This is a genomic window from Pseudomonas sp. CMR5c (genome assembly GCF_003850545.1).
In the GTDB taxonomy this organism is placed as follows: Bacteria; Pseudomonadota; Gammaproteobacteria; order Pseudomonadales; family Pseudomonadaceae; genus Aquipseudomonas; species Aquipseudomonas piscis.
On record NZ_CP027705.1, the window covers coordinates 477,853 to 496,817 of the forward strand.

General features: G+C 63.6%; 15 protein-coding genes and 1 pseudogene. 11 read left to right on the top strand and 5 right to left on the bottom strand.

Translation table 11 applies throughout. From position 1 onward, the window contains the following. Positions 1-40 precede the first annotated feature (40 nt). From hslV to C4K40_RS02225, 4 genes are all read right to left on the bottom strand, one after another. Positions 41-571 (bottom strand): ATP-dependent protease subunit HslV, encoded by a 531-nt coding sequence (gene hslV, locus C4K40_RS02210; RefSeq protein ID WP_007968352.1) that lies wholly within the window; start codon positions 569-571, stop codon positions 41-43. A gap of 188 nt (positions 572-759) precedes the next feature. Then, positions 760-1,467 carry an SPOR domain-containing protein gene (locus C4K40_RS02215; protein ID WP_022639727.1) on the bottom strand — a complete coding sequence of 236 codons (708 nt, stop codon included), beginning with the start codon at positions 1,465-1,467 and terminating at the stop codon, positions 760-762. Position 1,468: 1 nt separating this feature from the next. Then, positions 1,469-3,205 carry an arginine--tRNA ligase gene (gene argS / locus C4K40_RS02220; RefSeq protein WP_053132482.1) on the bottom strand — a complete coding sequence of 579 codons (1,737 nt, stop codon included), beginning with the start codon at positions 3,203-3,205 and terminating at the stop codon, positions 1,469-1,471. Positions 3,206-3,367: 162 nt separating this feature from the next. Further along, entirely contained in the window at positions 3,368-5,587 is a 2,220-nt protein-coding gene (locus tag C4K40_RS02225) for a primosomal protein N' (protein WP_053132480.1), read from the bottom strand. Between the two features lie 264 nt (positions 5,588-5,851). On the opposite strand from C4K40_RS02225, the gene rpmE reads away from it, so the two are divergent. From rpmE to C4K40_RS02240, 3 genes are all read left to right on the top strand, one after another. Next, positions 5,852-6,073, top strand: a complete 222-nt coding sequence (gene rpmE, locus C4K40_RS02230; protein ID WP_011058815.1) for a 50S ribosomal protein L31 — start codon at positions 5,852-5,854, stop codon at positions 6,071-6,073. A gap of 41 nt (positions 6,074-6,114) precedes the next feature. Beyond that, a complete protein-coding gene (locus tag C4K40_RS02235) occupies positions 6,115-6,900 on the top strand; it encodes a thermonuclease family protein (RefSeq protein ID WP_022639731.1) in 786 nt (261 codons plus the stop codon). A 187-nt stretch (positions 6,901-7,087) separates the two neighbouring features. Continuing rightward, positions 7,088-8,356: a malic enzyme-like NAD(P)-binding protein gene (locus tag C4K40_RS02240; protein WP_022639732.1), complete on the top strand. Its 1,269-nt coding sequence runs from the start codon at positions 7,088-7,090 to the stop codon at positions 8,354-8,356. Between the two features lie 112 nt (positions 8,357-8,468). Here the strand turns inward: C4K40_RS02240 and C4K40_RS02245 are convergent, their stop codons facing one another. Next, the gene (locus C4K40_RS02245) at positions 8,469-10,901 is read right to left on the bottom strand and encodes a penicillin-binding protein 1A (RefSeq protein ID WP_371263449.1); all 2,433 of its coding nucleotides are present in this window, start codon (positions 10,899-10,901) and stop codon (positions 8,469-8,471) included. Positions 10,902-11,118: 217 nt separating this feature from the next. Here C4K40_RS02245 and pilM point away from each other — a divergent pair, with 217 nt between their 5' ends. The 8 genes and pseudogenes from pilM (at position 11,119) to C4K40_RS02285 (ending at position 18,643) form a co-directional block, all read left to right on the top strand. Further along, on the top strand, positions 11,119-12,177 hold the full coding sequence (gene pilM / locus C4K40_RS02250) for a type IV pilus assembly protein PilM (protein ID WP_053132476.1): 1,059 nt from the start codon (positions 11,119-11,121) through the stop codon (positions 12,175-12,177). After that, positions 12,177-12,743: a PilN domain-containing protein gene (locus C4K40_RS02255; RefSeq protein WP_022639914.1), complete on the top strand. Its 567-nt coding sequence runs from the start codon at positions 12,177-12,179 to the stop codon at positions 12,741-12,743. Before pilM ends, C4K40_RS02255 begins: the two co-directional genes overlap by 1 nt. Before the next feature lie 23 nt (positions 12,744-12,766). Next, entirely contained in the window at positions 12,767-13,363 is a 597-nt protein-coding gene (locus C4K40_RS02260; RefSeq protein ID WP_053132475.1) for a type 4a pilus biogenesis protein PilO, read from the top strand. After that, entirely contained in the window at positions 13,360-13,881 is a 522-nt protein-coding gene (locus C4K40_RS02265; RefSeq protein WP_022639916.1) for a pilus assembly protein PilP, read from the top strand. The genes C4K40_RS02260 and C4K40_RS02265 overlap by 4 nt, the downstream gene beginning before the upstream one ends. Positions 13,882-13,982: 101 nt before the next feature. After that, positions 13,983-15,278: pseudogene (locus C4K40_RS02270) on the top strand (type IV pilus secretin PilQ); the annotation flags it as partial. A gap of 4 nt (positions 15,279-15,282) precedes the next feature. Then, entirely contained in the window at positions 15,283-15,801 is a 519-nt protein-coding gene (aroK, locus tag C4K40_RS02275) for a shikimate kinase AroK (protein ID WP_053132472.1), read from the top strand. A 145-nt stretch (positions 15,802-15,946) separates the two neighbouring features. Further along, a complete protein-coding gene (gene aroB, locus C4K40_RS02280) occupies positions 15,947-17,047 on the top strand; it encodes a 3-dehydroquinate synthase (protein ID WP_053132469.1) in 1,101 nt (366 codons plus the stop codon). A gap of 9 nt (positions 17,048-17,056) precedes the next feature. Beyond that, positions 17,057-18,643, top strand: coding sequence for an AAA family ATPase (locus tag C4K40_RS02285; RefSeq protein ID WP_053132466.1), 1,587 nt, complete (start codon positions 17,057-17,059; stop codon positions 18,641-18,643). Positions 18,644-18,965: the final 322 nt, after the last annotated feature.

Below are 18,965 nucleotides of genomic sequence, written 5' to 3' on the forward strand. Positions count from 1 at the left end.
GGGGCCTGCCGCCTGGCGGCAGGTCCGGGCCGGAACAGGCTTATTCCGCGAGATCCTGCTCCTCGATGGTTTGAGTGTGGTTGGTGAATACACAGATATCGCCGGCGATGCCCAGGGCGGTCTCGACGATCTCGCGAGCCGACAGGTCGGTCTTCTTCAGCAATGCGCTGGCCGCGGCCTGGGCGTAGGCGCCACCGGAACCCATGGCGATCAGGCCGTCCTCGGGTTCGACCACGTCGCCGTTGCCGGTGATGATCAGCGAGGCATCCTTGTTGGCCACGGCCAGCATGGCCTCCAGGCGGCTCAGGGAACGATCGGTACGCCACTCCTTGGCCAGCTCGACGGCGGCACGGATCAGGTGGCCCTGGTGTTTTTCCAGCTGGCCTTCGAAGCGTTCGAACAGGGTGAAGGCGTCGGCAGTGGCCCCGGCGAAGCCGGCAATGACCTGGCCGTGGTACAGGCGGCGAACTTTTTTCGCATTGCCTTTCATCACGGTGTTGCCAAGGGAAACCTGGCCGTCGCCGCCCATGACGACTTTGCCGTGGCGGCGGACTGAAACGATGGTGGTCAAGGGAAAGTCTCCACGCAGCGGGGCGAAAGTGCCCAGATGGAAACTCATATGGGGGTGGCGAGAGCTTTTTCAACTGCCGGGATGGCAGAGAGACGAGTGGCTTGGTGACGGCGGGAGAGAGGGCGCGCCCTCTTTTGGCGCGATAAGCGCACAAAAGAGGGCAGGATTGCCCGGACAGGGCGAGGGCGTCAGCGGTTCTGGCGTTGTTGCAACAGCAGGTTGCTGAAGCCGGCGCCAGCCAGCTGTTTCTGAGCCACGGTCAGTTGCTCGCGATTGCTGAACGGGCCGACCAGTACCCGGTACCAGGTCTCGTCCTTCACCGTGCCGGATTCGACCGACACCGACTGGCCCAGCAGGATGATCTGCGCACGGACCTTGTCGGCATCGGCTTCCTTGCGGAACGATCCGGCCTGGAGGAAGAACTTGGTCACCGGCGCGGCCTTGGCCACCGGTGGCGCAGGTGGCGGGGTGATGCCGGCCAGGGCCGCCTGGGCCCGGGCGGTGTCGATCTTCGCAGCTTCCGCTGGTGTCACCGGAGTGGTCGGCACCGGCGGTACCTGTGGCGTCGGCAGGGTTTTTTCCGGCACGGCTTCCGGCGGCACAATGACCTCCGATTCCGGCAGCAGGGTGTAGAAGTCGTACTTGGGCTTCACCGGCTGCTGCGGGCTGGGTGGGGTCTTGTTGGCCTCGGCGATCTTGCTGGCCTTCTGCTGCTCGATCTTCTCGCGCTTGACGCTGTCGCCGCCCTTGCCTGGCTCGAGCTTCATCAGGAACACGATGAAGGCGCCGATGGTCAGGCCGATGGCCAGCCACAACCAGCCCGGGATCGGCTTCTTGGCCGGGGGCTGGTAACGACTGGCGCCACGCTTGGGTGCAGGTTTTTTCTTGGCAGCCAACTTACATTTGCTCCAGGACTTCGAGGCCCAGCAGTTCCAGACCTTGCTTGAGGGTACGCCGGGTCAGCTCGGTCAGGCGCAGGCGGCTATTCATCTGCTCGGGAGTCTCGGCTGCCAGGATCGGGCAGTTTTCGTAGAAGCTGGAGAACAGCCCGGCCACATCGTACAGGTAGCTGCACAGCACGTGTGGGGTGCCTTTTTCGGCAACGTTGTTGAGGATCTCGCCAAACTGCGCCAGGCGCGCTGCCAGCTCCAGCTCCTGGGCGGCGTGCAGTTCGATCTTGCCCTGGACCTGGCTGAAGTCCTTGCCCAGCTTGCGGAACACGCCGGCAGCGCGGGTGTAGGCGTACAGCAGGTAGGGCGCAGTATTGCCTTCGAAGTTGAGCATCAGGTCGAAGTTGAAGCTGTAGTCGCTGGTGCGGTGCTTGGACAGGTCGGCGTACTTCACCGAGTCGATGCCTACCACCTTGGCGATGCGCCGCAGGTCGGCTTCCGGCAGTTGCGGGTTCTTTTCCTTCACCAGGGCGTAGGCCCGCTCCTCGGCTTCGGTCAGCAGGTCGATCAGCTTCACGGTGCCGCCGTCACGGGTCTTGAACGGACGGCCGTCGGCGCCGTTCATGGTGCCGAAGCCCATGTGCTCCATGTCCATCGGATGGGTGACGAAGCCGGCCTTGTGGGCCACCGCGAACACTTGCTGGAAGTGCAGGGCCTGGCGCTGGTCGACGAAGTACAGGGCGCGGTCGGCCTTGAGCTTGCCGCTGCGGTAGCGCACGGCGGCCAGGTCGGTGGTGGCGTACAGGTAGCCGCCGCCGGCCTTGACGATGATCACTGGCAGCGGCTCGCCCTCGGCGTTCTTGAACTCGTCGAGGAACACGCACTGGGCGCCATTGCTCTCCACCAGCATGCCCTGGGCCTTGAGGTCGTTGACCACGTTGATCAGGTCATCGTTGTAGGCGCTCTCGCCCATCACGTCGGCCATGGTCAGCTTGACGTTGAGCAGCTCGTAGATCTTCTGGCAGTGGGACAGGGAGATGTCCTTGAACTTGGTCCACAGGGCCAGGCAGTCCGGGTCGCCGGCCTGCAGCTTGACCACCAGGCTCCGGGCGCGGTCGGCGAAGGCTTCGGACTCGTCGAAGCGTTGCTTGGCGGCGCGGTAGAAATTCTCCAGGTCCGACAGCTCGTCGCTGGTGATGGGGTTCTCTTCCAGGTAGGCCATCAGCATGCCGAACTGGGTACCCCAGTCGCCCACGTGGTTCTGGCGGATCACGGTGTCGCCGAGGAACTCCAGGACCCGCGCCACGCCGTCGCCGATGATGGTGGAGCGCAGGTGGCCAACGTGCATTTCCTTGGCCAGGTTGGGCGCCGACATGTCGATCACGGTGCGTTGCGCCGGGCCGGCCTTGCGCACGTTCAGGTGGGCGTCGTCGAGCGCGACGTCCAGGCGCGCGGCCAGGGCCTGGGTGTTCTGGAAGAAGTTGATGAAGCCCGGGCCGGCGATTTCCGCCTTGCTCAGGTTTTCGTCGGCCGGCAGGGCGGCGATGATCTTTTCCGCCAGGTCGCGCGGTTTCATGCCGGCCGGCTTGGCCAGCATCATGGCGATGTTGCTGGCGAAGTCGCCATGGGTCTTGTCGCGGGTGTTCTCGACCTGGATCGCCGGCGCCAGGCCTTCTGGCAACACACCTTCGGCGACGAGTTGGGTGATGGCTTGCTGGATGAGCTGGCGAATGGTGTCTTTCATGGTCTTCTCTTTCGACCGCTGGCGCGGCGGCGCTTCGGTGCGCAGGTGGAAAAACTGGGCATTATCCGTTGCCGGGGGCAGGTTGCCAACCTTTGGGGGGTGAGCGGCAAGCGAGCCGGTCGCAGGCTGCTTATTACAGCTTGGAGCAACTGGGGCGGCGGCTCAGTACAGGTCGACCGGGTCCACATCCAGTGACCAGCGAACCTGCCGGCCGCCGGGCATCTGCTCCAGCACCAGCAGCCAGCTGCTGAGCAGGCGGTGCAGCGGTGCCCGGGCATTGGCCTGCAGCAGCAATTGCGCTCGATAGCGTCCGGCCCGGCGCTCCATGGGCGCGGGCACCGGTCCGAGCAATTCGATCCCTGCCGACTGCTGTTCGGCCAGCAGGCGCTCGGCCTCGCTGCAAGCTTCGTCGAGGAAGGCCTCGGCCTGGCCCGGCTTGTGGGCTTCGGCCCGTAGCAGCGCCAAGTGGGCGAAGGGCGGCAGGCCGGCGGCGCGGCGTTCGCTCAGGGCTTGCTCGGCGAAGGCGAAGTAGCCTTGCTCGGTCAGCTGCACCAGCAGCGGGTGATCGGCCAAGTGCGTCTGGATGATCACCTTGCCCGGTTCCTCGGCGCGGCCTGCGCGGCCGGCCACCTGGACGATCAATTGCGCCATGCGTTCGCTGGCGCGAAAGTCCCCGGAAAACAGGCCGCCGTCGGCATCCAGGATCGCCACCAGGGTCACCCTGGGGAAGTGATGCCCCTTGGCGAGCATCTGCGTGCCCACCAGGATGCACGGCTGGCCCTTCTGGATGGTGGCGAACAGCTGGTTCATCGCGTCCTTGCGCGAGGTGCTGTCGCGGTCCACCCGCAGGACCGGGTAGTCGGGGAACAGGATGCCCAGGCGTTCTTCCGCCCGTTCGGTGCCGGCGCCCACCGGCCGCAGATCGACCTTGCCGCACTGCGGGCAATGCCGCGGCACTCGCTCCACATGGCCGCAATGGTGGCAACGCAGCTCGCCCGAGCGTTGGTGTACCGTCATGCGGGCGTCGCAGCGCTCGCATTCGGACATCCAGCCGCAGTCATGGCACAGCAGGGTCGGGGCGAAGCCGCGGCGATTGAGGAACACCAGGACCTGTTGCCCGGCGGCCAGGGTCTGGCCGATAGCCTGCTGCATGGGGCCGGAGATGCCGCTGTCCAGCGGCCGGCTCTTGACGTCCAGGCGCAGGAAACGCGGCGGCTTGGCGCCGCCGGCCCGTTCGTTCATGCGCAGCAGGCCATAGCGGCCGGTGTAGGCGTTGTGCAGGCTTTCCAGGGAAGGGGTGGCCGAACCCAGGACGATCGGGATGTCTTCCTGGCGGGCGCGGACCAGGGCCAGGTCCCGGGCGTGGTAGCGCAGGCCCTCCTGCTGTTTATAGGAACCGTCGTGCTCCTCGTCGATGATGATCAGGCCGGGATTCTTCATCGGCGTGAACAGCGCGGAACGGGTGCCGATGATGATGTCGGCCTCGCCGTCCCGGGCGGCCAGCCAGGCGTCCAGGCGTTCGCGGTCGTTGACCGCCGAGTGCAGCAGGGCGATGCGCGCATTGAAACGCTGTTCGAAGCGCGCCAGGGTCTGGGGGCCGAGGTTGATCTCCGGAATCAGCACCAGGGCCTGCTTGCCAGCTTCGAGGGTTTCGCGGATCAGTTGCAGGTAGACCTCGGTCTTGCCGCTGCCGGTGACCCCTGCCAGGAGAAAGGCATGGTAGCTGTCGAATCCGGCGCGGATGGCCTCGTAGGCGGCACGTTGTTCGCTGTTGAGTGGCAGTTCCGGCTGGGCCAGCCAGTGTTCGTGGCGGGCCCCGGGGGCATGCCTGCGCACTTCCACCTGGACCAGCTCCTTGGCCAGCAGCAGGTCCAGGCTGTCCTTGCTCAACATCAACTTGCTCAGCAACCCGTGGGGGACGCCGTGAGGGTGCTGGGCCAGGGTCGTCAGGGCGTCGCGCTGGCGTGGGGCACGGGCGATGCGCGGATCGTCAAGGCGGGCGCCGGGGGCTATCGACCAGAAGCGCTCCTGGCGGGCCTCGGCCGGTTCGCCCTGGCGCAGCAGCACCGGCAGCGCCCAGCTCAGGGTATCCCCCAGGCTGTGCTGGTAGTACTGGGCGGTCCACAGGCACAGCTTGAACAAGGCCGCCGGCAGCGGCGGCGTGGGGTCGAGCAGGGCCAGGGCCGGCTTGAGCTTGTCCGCCGGCACCTCACTGTGATCGGCCACCTGGACCAGGATGCCGATCATCTCGCGACGGCCGAACGGCACCCGCAGGCGCATGCCCGGCTGCAGTTGCGCGCGCAGCACGCCGGCCGGGGCACGATAGTCGAACAGGCGGCGCAGGGGTGAGGGCAGGGCGAGGCGCAGGATGGCGTCGGGCACGCGGGGGAGTCTCACAGGACAGGCGATGGATAGGGGCCGGAGCCTAACAGACGAGCGGTGGAGTGTCCTGCACAAGCGTATGGGCGGGCCGTGGAGGGCCAGCCAGGGCGAGGGCTGGCCTGTCAAGCTCACGAGGATTTTTTCTGATGGGGGGTTATGCGGATCCCTTGCGCGATTGCTTGGGTCTGGTAGAATCCGCGCCCTAATTCGTGCGGTATTCAACAATAGTGTTGGGTGGCGGCACGCTAGCCTGAGGAATTCATCATGAAAGCCGATATCCATCCAGTATACGAAGCCATTACCGCTACTTGCAGCTGCGGTAACGTCATCGAAACTCGCTCCACCCTGGCCAAGCCTCTGAGCCTGGACGTGTGCAACGAGTGCCACCCGTTCTACACCGGTAAGCAGAAGACTCTGGACGTTGGCGGTCGTGTCGACAAGTTCAAGTCGCGCTTCGGTGCTTTCGGCGCAACGAAAAAGGCCTGAGGCTGATCGTTCTGGAAAGCCGATACCGACTTTCCTCGCTGATGAAAAAGGCGTCCCTGGTGGGCGCCTTTTTTGTGCCTGCGATTTGGCTGACAGCTGCCCAGGCATTCTGCCCGGCACCCGTGCCGGCGACCGTGGTTCCTGCGAGCGTGCTGCGGGTGGTGGATGGCGACACCTTGCGCCTCAAGGACGGCCGCAGCGTACGCATGATCGGTCTCAACGCGCCGGAACTGGCCAGGGGCGGACGCAAGGCCGAGCCGCTGGCGATAGCGGCGCGCCGGCGACTGGAGCAACTGGTGGCGCAGAGCGGTGGTCGGGTCGGCCTGGTCCTCGGGCGCGAGCGGCATGATCGCTATGGCCGGACCCTGGCTCACGTCTATGGAGCCAGCGGCCTCAATTTCGAGTCCCGGTTGATCGCCGAGGGGCTCGCCTATCGCATTGCCCTGGCGCCGAATGTCGCACTGGTCGCCTGCCAGCAGGCCGCCGAAGACCACGCGCGCCGGGCCCGGCTTGGGTTATGGCGGCAATCACCTGTACTGAAAGCGGAGCAGATCCGTGCCCCGGGGTTTGCCTTGCTCTCTGGGCGGGTGAGCAAGGTCGAGCACAATCGCAGTGGGGTTTGGATCACATTGCACGGCTCGGTTGTATTGCGCATTGCCCCCAATATCAGGGACGGCTTCGCCCCTGGGCGGCTCAAGCGCCTTGCAGGACGGCGGGTCGAGGCTCGTGGCTGGGTGGTGGAGCGGCGCCGCCAGGGCGCTTCCCGGTCTGTCGGCGCGCGCTGGATGATCTCGCTGAAGGACCCTTCGATGCTCAGGATTCCCTGAAACTGAAAGAATTGTAGACATTTTTCAATTAAATTGTGAACAGTCGAAAGCCTTATGGGCTGTGGTTCTTGGCCCAAAGTCGTAGGCTACGGGCCTTGACAGGGGTGACTGGGCAGTCTTGTGGGGACTATGCGACACGGGTATCCTCGGCGGTCCGTCTGTCCAACAGTAAAAGCGGAATGCCCACATGTCTGATTTGAAAACTGCCGCTCTCGAATATCATGCCAATCCTCGCCCAGGGAAGCTGAGTGTCGAGCTCACCAAGGCCACTGCTACCGCTCGCGACCTGGCGCTGGCCTACAGCCCTGGCGTAGCCGAACCGGTACGTGAGATCGCTCGCGATCCGGAACTGGCCTACAAGTACACCGGCAAAGGCAACCTGGTTGCCGTCATTTCCGATGGCACCGCTATTCTCGGCCTGGGCAACCTCGGCCCGCTGGCCTCCAAGCCGGTGATGGAAGGCAAGGGCGTGCTGTTCAAGCGTTTCGCCGGCATCGACGTGTTCGACATCGAAGTCGATGCCGAAAGCCCGCAAGCCTTCATCGACACCGTCAAGCGCATCTCCATCACCTTCGGCGGTATCAATCTGGAAGACATCAAGGCGCCGGAGTGCTTCGAGATCGAGCGCGCCCTGATCGAACAGTGCGATATCCCGGTATTCCATGATGACCAGCACGGTACCGCCATCGTGACCGCGGCCGGCATGATCAATGCCCTGGAAATCGCCGGCAAGACCCTGGCCGAAGCCAAGATCGTCTGCCTGGGCGCCGGCGCTGCCGCCATCTCCTGCATGAAGCTGCTGGTAAGCATGGGCGCGCAGATCGAGAACATCTTCATGGTCGACCGTACCGGTGTGATCCACTCCGGCCGTGACGACCTGAACCAGTACAAGGCGGTGTTCGCCCACGCTACCGACAAGCGCACCCTGACTGACGCCCTGCAAGGTGCCGACGTGTTCGTGGGCCTGTCCGGCCCGAACCTGCTGAGCCCTGAAGGCCTGAAGTCCATGGCGCCGAACCCGATCGTGTTCGCCTGCTCCAACCCTGATCCAGAGATCGCCCCGGAACTGGCCCATGCCACCCGTGACGACGTGATCATGGCTACCGGCCGTTCGGACTACCCGAACCAGGTGAACAACGTACTGGGCTTCCCGTTCATCTTCCGTGGCGCCCTGGACGTTCGCGCCAAGCGCATCAACGAAGAGATGAAGATCGCCGCCGCCAACGCCCTGCGCGAACTGGCCAAGTTGCCGGTGCCACAGGAAGTCTGCGACGCCTACGGCGGCATCAAGCTGGAGTACGGCCGTGAATACATCATTCCGAAGCCTATGGATGCCCGCCTGATCACCGTGATCTCCGATGCCGTGGCCAAGGCCGCCATCGAGACTGGCGTAGCTACCCTGCCATATCCGAAGAACTACCCGCTGAAAAGCGTGAACGACGTGTTCAACGGCTAATTGCAGCCCATAAAAAACCCGGCCATCGAGCCGGGTTTTTTTATGGGGAAGTTTCAAGCCTCAAGCTGCAAGGGTTCCTTGTCGCTTGAGGCTCGTAGCTTGCGCTGCTGTTCTAGAACAGGTCGATCGGTGCCGCCTCGTCCGCAGGCAACGGACTGCCAGGAGCGACGCCATTGCCCAGTTCGTTGACCGAGGGCGGGGTGTCCTCGCTCTTGAACAGCTCGAAGTAGGCGTTCGGCGTGCCCGGAGCGGCTGCACGGCCGCTGACCGGGTCGACCCGCAGGCTGAGGATGCCTTCCGGCTCGGCCAGGGTATGCGGCGGCTTGCCCTTGAGGGCCGCGCCCATGAAGTTCATCCAGATCGGCAGGGCCACGGTGCCGCCGTACTCGCGACGTCCCAGGCTCTCGGGTTGATCGAAGCCGGTCCAGACGGTGGTCACGTAGTCGGCGTTGTAGCCGGAGAACCAGGCATCCTTGGATTCGTTGGTGGTACCGGTCTTGCCGGCCAGGTCCGAACGGCCCAGGGCCAGGGCGCGGCGGCCGGTGCCCAGTTTGATCACGTCCTCGAGCATGCTGTTGAGGATGTAGGCGGTGCGTCCGTCGATTACCCGTTCGGCCACGGCCGGGGCTTGCACTGCCGGTTGCTGTGGATTCTCGCCGGCCACGGTATTGATCGTGAAGTTGTGCTCCGGCGCGGCGATGCCGCTGCTGGTGGAGTCGCCATTGGGGACGCTGGGCGGGTTGGCGCTGAACAGCAACTCGCCGTTGCGGCTTTCGATCTTGTCGATGATATAGGGCGCGATCTTGTAGCCGCCGTTGGCAAAGGTGCTCCAGCCGGTAGCGATCTCCATCGGCGTCAGGGTCGCGGTGCCCAGGGCCAGGGACAGGTTGCGCGGCAGGTCCTGCTTGTTGAAGCCGAACTTGCTGATGTAGTCGATGGTGCGGTCCACGCCCATGCTTTGCAGCAGGCGGATCGACACCAGGTTGCGCGACTTGTACAGCGCCTCACGCATGCGGATCGGGCCGAGGAAGGTATTGGTGTCGTTCTTCGGCCGCCAGACCTTGTCCAGGTACTCGTCGACGAACACGATCGGTGCGTCGTTCACCAGGCTGGCGGGGGTGTAGCCATTGTCCAGGGCAGCGCTGTAGATGAAAGGCTTGAAGCTGGAGCCGGGCTGGCGCTTGGCCTGCATCGCACGGTTGTAGTTGCTCTGCTCGAAGGCGAAGCCGCCGACCAGGGCGCGAATCGCCCCGTTCTGCGGGTCCAGGGTCACCAGGGCGCCCTGGGCGACCGGGATCTGGCTGAACTTCAGCGAGTCGTCCGCCTGGCGCTGTACCCGTACCAGGTCGCCGACCTGGGCTACGTCCGCCGGCTGGCGCGGAACGGCGCCCATGCTATTGGTGTTGAGGAACGGCCGGGCCCATTTCATGGTGTCCCAAGCCACATGTTCCTGGCCGTTGCGCGTCAGCACCTGGATGCCGTTCTTCTCGACCTGGGTAACGATCGCCGGCTCCAGGCCGCTGATGGTCCGCTGCTTGGTCAGCTCGTTGGCCCAGGCGGCCTGGGTCTTGCCGGGCAGGCGCGATTCCGGTCCGCGGTAGCCGTGGCGCTGGTCGTAGGTCATCAACCCTTCATGAACGGCGGTGTTGGCCATTTCCTGCAGGTCGCTGGGCACCGTGGTGGTGACCCGGAAACCCTCGGTATAGGCGTCGCTGCCATAGCGTCCGACCATTTCGGCCCGGGCCATTTCCGCGATGTAGGGGGCGTTAACCTCCGGAGTCGGAACGTGATAGCTAGCGTTGAGCGGTTCGTTGACCGCCTCGGTGTAGTCCGCTTCGCTGATCTTGCCCAGCTTGTACATGCGCCCCAGGATCCAGTCGCGGCGCTCCTTGCTGCGCGCCGGGTTGGCCAGGGGGTTGAAGCGTGAAGGCGCCTTGGGCAGGCCGGCGATCATCGCCATCTGCGCCAGGCTCACTTCCCGGATGGATTTGCCGTAGTACACCTGGGCTGCCGCCTCGATGCCGTAGGCGCGGTTGCCCAGGTAGATCTTGTTGACGTAGAGCTCGAGGATCTCGTCCTTGGTCAACTGTCGCTCGATCTGCAAGGCCAGGAGGATTTCCGTGGTCTTGCGCGAGAAGCTGCGTTCGCTGGTGAGGAAGAAGTTCTTCGCTACCTGCATGGTGATGGTGCTGCCGCCGGACTGGATATGTCCGCTCTTGACCAATTGGGTCGCGGCCCGCATCAGGCTGCTGGGATCAACTCCGTAATGGTTAGCGAAGTTGTCGTCTTCAGCACTTAGTAACGCATTGATGAAGTTGGGTGGAATTTCGGCGAAACGGATAGGAGTACGGCGCATCTCGCCGAATTCCGCGATCAACTTGCCGTCGCTGCTGTACACCCGCAGGGGAATCTGCAACTGGATGCTTCTCAGGGCCTCTACCGAAGGCAAGCCAGGACTAAGATAGAGAAACGCACCGGAGAGGGCGAGGAGCAGCCCGCAGAATACCGCTACGATGGACCACCCGAAAAACTTCAGCAGACGAATCAAGGCTTTTGGATTTCCAGAGAAAGGAATGAATTAGGCGTCGGGGTATCTACGGTCATCAGGACCGACCCACGCAGCGGGTAACCGCGGAAAAAAACGCGGGCATTATAAGCATTTTCCGCCCAGAGCGTCATTTGACCGTCTGTCAAGATGCGACGATCGAGCGCACTGCGGCCCAAGGAATCCGTAAGTTACGGATAGTCATAAGGAATTGGTCGTGCTTGGACTATTCAGCAGAAAGCCGGGTTCCCTGGTGGGAATCGATATCCAGTCGACGGCGGTGACGCTCCTGGCCTTGAGTCGCCAGGGCCCGGGCTACCGGGTCGAGGCCTATGCCTGGGAACCCCTGCCGCCTGGGGTGGTGCAGGAACCCTTGATCGTCGACCCCGAGGCCCTGGCCGAGACCCTGTCCCGTGTTTGGCTAAAAAGTGCGACCGACCTGCGCAACGTCGCGGTGGCGCTACCTGGTGAAGTGGTGATCACCAAGCTGATCGAGATGCCGGCCGGGCTATCGGAGCAGGAGCTGGAAAGCCAGGTCGCCCTGGAGGCCGAGCAGTACATCCCCTACCCGCTGGAAGACGTAGCCATCGATTTCGAGGTGCAAGGGCCTGTGCCTGGCAACTCACCGCGCAACCAGGTGCTGCTGGTGGCATGCCACAACGAGCATGTCGAATCCCTGGTCTCGGCACTGGCCCTGGCTGATCTCAGGGTCCAGGTGGTGGAAACCCAGCCCCTGGCCCTGGAACGTTGCCTGGCGCTGCTGGGAAGCAGCCAACCCCTTGCACCCCAAGCGACCCTGGCCCTGTTCGATATCGGCCTGGATCGCAGCACCTTCAAGGTGATGCAAGGGCAACGAGTCATCCATGGCCACGAGCAGCCGTTCGGTAGCCGACAACTGTTGGATGACCTGCAAGGGCATGGGTTGACGCTGGACGAGGCATTGCTGGCCCAACGCCAGGAGCGTTTGTCCCAAGACTGCATTGGCGAGGTGCTGCGTGCATTCGAGGGGGAGCTTGTGCAGCAGGCGACCCGTTCGTTACAACAGTTCGCCGGTTCACCCCAGCGACGCCAGGTGGACCTGTTGCTGCTGGCGGGGAGCGCCAGTCGCCTCCATGGCCTGGCGCTTTGCGTGGAGCAGTCCCTGGCTGTGGCTACCTGTATCGCCAATCCTTTTCGTGACATGTCCAGCGGTGCCAGGGTGGATGCCCGGGCGCTCGCCGACCAGGCGCCGAGCTTGCTGCTCGCCTGCGGCCTGGCCTTGAGAGGAGTGCACTGATGTCCCGGATCAACCTGCTGCCCTGGCGTGAAGCTTCGCGGGAACTGCGTCGTCGGCGGTTCTTCCAGGTGCTGGCGGCGATGGTGGTATTGGGGAGCGCGGTGATCCTGCTGGCGGACGCCTATATTTCCCGGGTGGTCGAGCGGCTGCATCTGCGCAACCAGTATCTGCAACAGGTGGTGGCAAGTCAGGACGATCGGATCGCCAGCCTTCACGAACTCAAGTCGCAGCGCCAGGAGCTTCTCGAGCGCATGAAGAACATCGAGGAGTTGCAGGGCAACCGTTCGTCCGGAGTGCAGATCTTCGAGCAACTGGCCCGTAGCTTGCCTGATGGCGTTTATCTCACCGATGTCGAGCAACGGGGGCGGAGCCTGGATATCAGCGGCGCCGCCGAATCCAACGAGCGGGTTTCCGAATTGCTGCGCAACCTGCAGTTCGCCGAAGGTTTTACTGTCCCTGAACTGGGTGAGGTCCGGCATGCCGCGGATGGGGAGCTGGGCTTGTCCAACCGGTTTCGGCTCAAGGTGCAGCAAGTACCGGTGTCATCGCTGGATTCGGGGCCGTGAGTCGTTGGCCATGGTGGGATCGTATGCGCTATACCGATCTGCGGGCGCTGGCGTCCGATAGCCCCGGCGATTGGCCGGGGGCGCTCAGGGCGTTGCTGGCGATTCTGCTTCTCTTGGCGGTGTTGCTGGTGGGCCGCGGCTTTTATCTGGCAGCAGGGTTGGAACGGGTGGAGCAGTTGCGGCACAAGGAAGCCCGGCTCAAGGAGCAGGTCGCGGGCAAAGTCCGCGAGGGGGCTGGCCTGGAGGCTTATCGCCAGCAGCTGTTGCTCATGCAGGGTGAGTTTCAGCGTTGGCTGCAACTGTTTCCCGCTAGCGCAGAGGCTCCGGGCTTGCTGGAAGACATCAGTCGAGTGGGGCTGGATGTCGGCCTGGATTTCGAGGAGATCCGGCCGCAGCCGGAGCAACCCTGGCAGTTCCTGGTGCAGTTGCCGATTCAGCTCACGGTTACCGGTGCTTATCACGACCTGGCAATTTTCGTCAGCGGCCTTGCGGCCCTGCCGCGGGTCCTCACTGTGCACGATATCCGGATCGGGCCGCTGGATGCCGCCGACCCGGTGCGCTTGAGAATGCGGCTGGAGGCGCGGGCCTACAAATATTCAGGCCCGCAGGCGAGTTCGTGAGGGGCACTCGCTGGCTGCTGCCTGGTGTGATCTGGGTGAGCCTGCCGGGATGTGGGCCCGAGGCTGGATTTCCCGATCTGGATGCCTACCTGGAAACCCTGCGGGAGCAGGCAGCGATCCGGATCGAACCGGTCTCCACCATTCGCGCCTTCCCGACGCTTGGCTACGGTGCCGGTGCGCTGCGCAGTCCCTTCCAGGCGCCGTTGGCCACCTCGCTTGCCGGCCGGGGTGCGGCAGGCGGTTGGTCCGATCCGGGGCGGGTTCGCGGGCCGCTCGAGGCTTTCGATCTCGAGCAACTGCAGATGGTCGGGACCTTGTCCGGTAACGCCGGGAGCTTCGTCCTGCTGCGCGCAGGCGATGCGGTACATCGGCTGCGGATAGGCGACTACCTGGGGCGCGATCAGGGACGGATCGTGGCCATCGACGAATCATGGGTGAAGGTGCTGGAAATCGTGCCCGACGGCTCGGGAGGCTGGTTGGACCGACCACGGACCCTGGCGCTGAAGCCCCATTCTTGAATGGAGTCAGGATGATGAACAGGGCTGTGCCTGCCTATGGTGTAGTGCTGTGGATAACGTTGCTGGCGCCATGGGTGAGTGCAGGTGAGCCAAGGCCTGCCGATGGACGCCAGGTGGTCGGTGCCAGGCCTGCGACCGGGAGTCCGGCCTACGGCGGCGACAAGCTGTCGTTGAATTTCCAGGATATCGAGGTGCGATCGGTGCTGCAGTTGATCGCCGATTTCACGGGGCTCAACCTGGTGGCCAGCGATACGGTGCAGGGCAGTATCACCCTGCGCCTGAAGGGCGTGCCCTGGGACCAGGCCCTGGACCTGGTGCTCAAGACCAAGGGCCTGGATCAGCGCCGGGTCGGCAACGTGTTGTTGGTGGCTCCGGCTGAAGAGATCGCCGCCCGTGAGTTGCAGGAGCTGGAATCGCAAAAGCAGCTGGAGGACCTGGCGCCCTTGCGCCGGGAGCTGTTGCAGGTCAACTACGCCAGGGCCGCCGACATCGCCAGGCTGTTCCAGTCGGTGACCGGCAGCGAGGAGCGGATTGGCGAGCGTGGGTCTATCAGTGTCGATGAGCGCACCAATAACATCATTGCCTACCAGAACCAGGAGCGTCTCGACGAGTTGCGGCGCATCGTCACCCAACTGGACGTTCCGGTACGCCAGGTGATGATCGAGGCGCGCATCGTCGAGGCCAACGTCGACTATGACAAGGGCCTGGGTACGCGTTGGGGCGGTTCGTTGCAGAGCCGTGGGAACTGGAAGCTGTCCGGTGCCGGTGGCTCCCCGACCAGCGGTCTTGGCGGTGGCAGCGACTCGCCGTTCGTCGACCTGGGTGTCGTCGGCCGGACTTCCGGCATGGGCATCGCCTATATCTCCGACAACCTGCTGCTGGATCTGGAACTGACGGCCATGGAGAAGAGCGGCAACGGCGAAATCATCTCCCAGCCCAAAGTGGTCACTTCCGACAAAGAGACCGCCAGGATCCTCAAGGGCACCGAGATTCCCTACCAGGAGGCCAGTTCCAGCGGTGCGACTTCGGTTTCGTTCAAGGAGGCTTCGCTGTCCCTGGAGGTTACGCCGCAGATCACCCCGGACGACCGGGTGGTCATGGAGGTCAAGGTCACCAAGGATGAGCCGGACTACTTGAACAAGGTCCAGGACGTTCCGCCTATCCGCAAGAATGAAGTCAATGCCAAGGTTCTGGTGCGTGACGGGCAAACCATTGTCATCGGCGGCGTTTTTTCCAATACGCAGAGCAAGGTTGTAGATAAAGTGCCATTTCTGGGCGATGTGCCGTATCTTGGCCGCCTTTTCCGGCGAGACGTGGTGTCAGAGAAGAAATCCGAGCTGCTGGTGTTTCTCACTCCGCGTATCATGAACAACCAGGCGATTGCTGCGAGTCATTGATTCTGTGCGAAATTTGATTCTTGTTGGGCCAATGGGGGCTGGAAAAAGCACCATCGGCCGCTTGCTGGCCAAAGAGTTGCGCCTGCCATTCAAAGATTCCGATAAGGAAATTGAACTGCGCACAGGCGCGAATATCCCATGGATCTTCGACAAGGAAGGCGAGCCGGGTTTTCGCGACCGTGAGCAGGCGATGATCGCCGAGTTGTGTAGCACTGATGGCGTAGTGCTGGCCACTGGTGGTGGTGCTGTGATGCGCGATGCCAATCGTCGGGCGTTGCATGCCGGCGGACGAGTGGTCTACCTGCATGCTTCGGTGGAGCAACAGGTCGGGCGGACCGCCCGGGATCGCAATCGCCCCTTGTTGCGTACCGCCGATCCGGCCAAGACGCTGCGCGACCTGCTGGAGATCCGCGATCCGCTTTATCGGGAAATCGCCGACTTGGTGGTAGAAACCGATGAGCGGCCACCGCGATTGGTGGTGCTGGACATCCTCGAGCGCCTGCAGCAGCTGCCTCCCCGTTAATACGCCGGATGAAATGCGCTATTCTCGGCGTCGCGCCAGACCGCCAAGGTGTGGCGCAGAGCTATCGGGCCGCGTCAGATGACCAGGCGAGGCCCATCGTCAATGCAAGGCACAATGCCTGCTTCCATCTTCTCTGTGGGGACACATGCAGACACTTAAGGTCGATCTAGGCGAGCGCAGCTACCCGATCCACATCGGTGAAGGATTGTTGGACCGGCCCGAGCTGCTGGTGCCGCACATCGCCGGGCGGCAAGTGGCGATCATTTCCAATGAAACCGTCGCGCCGCTGTACCTTGAGCGTCTGACCCGTACCCTGGCGCAGTTTTCGGTGATCTCGGTGGTCTTGCCCGATGGCGAGGCCTACAAGAACTGGGAAACTCTGCAGTTGATCTTCGATGGCCTGCTGACTGCACGCCACGACCGCCGTACCACCGTCATCGCCCTCGGTGGCGGAGTGATCGGTGACATGGCCGGGTTTGCCGCAGCCTGCTACCAGCGTGGTGTCGACTTCATCCAGATCCCTACCACCTTGCTGTCCCAGGTCGACTCCTCGGTGGGTGGCAAGACTGGCATCAACCACCCGCTGGGCAAGAACATGGTCGGCGCCTTCTACCAGCCGAACGTGGTGCTGATCGATACCACCAGCCTCAAGACCCTGCCGAGCCGCGAGCTGTCGGCGGGCCTGGCGGAGGTGATCAAGTACGGCCTGATCTGCGACGAGCCGTTCCTCACCTGGCTGGAAGAAAATATCGATCGCCTGCGGGCCCTGGATCCGCAGGCACTGACCTACGCCATCGAACGCTCCTGCGCGGCCAAGGCCGCAGTGGTGGGTGCCGATGAGCGCGAGTCGGGGGTGCGCGCCACCCTCAATCTCGGCCATACCTTCGGCCATGCCATCGAGACCCACATGGGCTATGGCGTGTGGCTGCACGGCGAGGCCGTGGCGGCTGGCACCGTGATGGCCCTGGAGATGTCGTCGCGCCTGGGCTGGATCAGCGCGCAGGAGCGTGATCGCGGCATCGCCCTGTTCCAGCGCGCCGGCCTGCCGGTCATCCCACCCGAGGAGATGACCGAGGCCGATTTTCTCGAACACATGGCAATAGACAAGAAAGTGATCGATGGTCGTTTGCGCCTGGTACTGCTGCGCCGCATGGGCGAAGCCGTAGTGACCGACGACTATCCGAAAGAGGTTCTACAGGCCACGCTGGGAGCGGACTACCGCGCCCTGGCTCAGCTTAAAGGTTGATAGATTCCGATGACTAGTTTGCACGCGGACGAGGCATTCCTCGGCCATTACCAGTTGAGTCACGACCCCTTCGCTCCTCGGGTCCCCGGCTTCAAGTTCTTCCCTGCCCAGCGCAAGCCCGTGCTGGGGCAACTGCACCATCTGGCCCGCTACAGCCAGCTGCTGCTGGTGGTCACCGGCCCCCAGGGCAGCGGCAAGACCCTGTTGCGCCAGGCGCTGGTCGCCAGCACCAACAAGCAATCGGTGCAGAGCGTGGTGGTTTCCGCCCGTGGCGCCGGCGATGCCGCCGGTGTACTGCGCCAGGTGGCCCAGGCGCTGAATGTGGCCCAGGCCGAGATCGGCGCGATCCTGGCCCAGGTGGTGCAACTGGCCCTGACCGGCCAGGAGGTCTACCTGCTGGTGGACGATGCCGAGCAGCTCGACGAGTCCGCGCTCGAGGCGCTGCTGGCGCTGGCGGCGGGCGCCCCGGAAGGTCGTCCCCATGTCTTCCTGTTCGGCGAGTCGTCGCTGATCGCGGCGCTGGACCAGTTCAGCACCGACCAGGAGCGTTTCCACGTCATCGAACTGCAGCCCTACACCGAGGAGGAAACCCGGGAATACCTGGCCCAGCGTCTCGAGGGTGCAGGGCAGGGCATCGAACTTTTCTCCGCAGATCAGATCAGTGATATTCACGAAAGCTCCGATGGCTGGCCGGGCAACATCAACCAGGTCGCCAGGGATGCGATGATCGAAGCAATGATCGCCAGCCGCTCTGCGGTAAAGCGTCCAAGTATGGGGTTCAACATGCCTAAGAAACACGTATTGGCCATTTCCGCCGTAGTGGTCGTGGCCGTTGCCGCGGCCTGGCTGATGCCGGGTCGCGGCAAGGCGCCCGCCACCGGGACGCCGGCCAACGAACAGGCGCAGTTGCCGCTGGGCCAGGCACCGAATGCCAATGGCAGCCCGGCGGTGGAGTTCGCCGGCTCGTCACAACCGATGCCTCTGCCGTTGGTCGGTCAGTCGCAGCCGGTGATGCGTGGTCCGCTGGCCGAGGCTGCGGGCGGAATCACCGAGGGTGACGATGGGGTGCCGGTAGCGGGCTCCAGCGCCGTTCCGCCAACCGTGACCACCATTGCGCCACCTGCTGGTGTTCCAGCTGGCCCGGCAGCGACCCCGACCCCGCGTCCGACTCCGGCCCCGACCCAGGTCGCCACCGCCAAGCCCGCTCCTGCGCCAAAGCCGGCGCCGGTGGAAAAACCAGTAGCTGCCAAGCCTGCTCCTGCCGCCAAGCCGGCCGAGAAACCGCTCACCGTGGCCAAGGCTGCGGCCGGTGGCAGCTGGTACGCCGGCCAGGCGCCTGGCAACTACGTGGTGCAGATCCTGGGTACCAGCTCGGAAGCCACCGCGCAGAACTTCGTCAAGGAGCAGGGCGGCGAGTACCGCTACTTCAAGAAAGTCCTCAACGGCAAGCCGCTGTATGTGATCACCTACGGCAACTTCGCAAGCCGCGATGCAGCGGTCAGCGCTATCAAATCCTTGCCAGCGAAGGTTCAGGCTGGTAAACCTTGGCCTCGCACTGTCGCCAGCGTTCAACAAGAACTCGCAACAGCCCGCTGAAGATTCGGCGGCCTTACCCAGGCCGCCTCTCCAGGCAACCTCAAATTTCCGCATCAGCATGCTGCCCTACAGGCCGCGTGCTTTGTGGTGTCTGCGTCACAGTAGTTTTTGAGTCGCTGTAGTCAAAGATAAAACTTTTTGACTAGCACAGCGTATCGCTTTAAAACGTTCATAAATGCGACACGAATTTGCGACAGATCGTCGTTAAATTTGTGGGGTTATGTGTCGGTGTGTACAATGACCTCCCTTTTGCCCCTGCAAAGTCGGCGTACGTTCGACGTGGAAGGTAACAGGTTGAATTGAAAAGAAATTTGTCTCGAAA